The sequence below is a fragment of the Psychrobacter piscatorii genome (genome assembly GCF_904846415.1).
GTDB lineage: Bacteria > Pseudomonadota > Gammaproteobacteria > Pseudomonadales > Moraxellaceae > Psychrobacter > Psychrobacter piscatorii.
This window is the reverse complement of sequence record NZ_CAJHAR010000087.1, coordinates 1-947: the sequence shown is the minus strand read 5'-3', so window position 1 is coordinate 947 and position 947 is coordinate 1. Positions and strand designations below refer to the sequence as shown.

Annotated in this window: 1 protein-coding gene; it reads right to left on the bottom strand. The window is 44.8% G+C overall.

Going from position 1 to position 947, the window contains the following annotated elements; genetic code table 11:
* Positions 1 to 947 (bottom strand): apolipoprotein N-acyltransferase (gene lnt, locus JMX83_RS14940; RefSeq protein WP_201603375.1); only part of this gene is annotated, 947 nt, incomplete at both ends.

Sequence of the window (947 nt, the reverse complement as noted above, 5' to 3'; positions counted from 1 at the left end):
TTCTTGTATAGGCCTTCCGCTTCTACACCTCGAGCAATCACGCTATTGTAAAATGGGGGATACTTATCCGTACTGGCATTGAATGCCGCTTTATCCTTATAAGGGATACCAGTTATCCATGTCGTATTGGTCGCATTGGCCATTTCTATCATTTCACTAATAAAGCCCGCAGCCTCATCCTGAAACATCGGAATAGATGATTCAGGCCACACCACCACATCACGTCCCCACTCAGTGCGCGTTAACTTCGCATAAATCTTTAGCGTTTCTACTTGATATTGCGTCAGCCACTTTATATCTTGTGAAATATTACCTTGAATCAATGACACTGACAGATCAGGTGTGCCCTTAGGTTTTGTCCATTGCGGATTGACCAGCCATAATGATGTGCTAATGGCTAATAACAGTACAGAAACGACGGCATAACTACTGCGTCGAAGCAGTAGCTCTACTAAACTTGCAGCCAATAGTATGGCAACAAAAGAGACGGCAAAAACACCAGCAACGGGTGCTAAGGACGATAACCAATACTCTTCAGTAAATGCATAACCAACAAACAGCCACGGAAAGCCTGTGAATAACCAAGTTTTTAACCATTCTTGTAGCACCCAAAGAGCAGCAAATGAAAAGGGTTGTTTGCCTACCATACGGTTAAAGACTAGTGCTAAAAATCCATGAAACAGTCCCATACCGAGACCCATCAATCCAATCATAATCAATGCGAGCCACGTTGGAGTATCGCTATAATCATGGATGGCAGTATAGAGCCAAAAGCCGCCGACGCACCATAGCCCCATACCGTAAGCTACACCGATAATAAAAGCGCGACGACCACTCATATTTGGTACCAACAGCGCATATAAAATCGCTGGTGACACTATTGCTAGCGGCCAGAACCCATGAGGCGCTAGCGCAAATAAAAAAATAGCCCCTGCAAGCCATGCTGC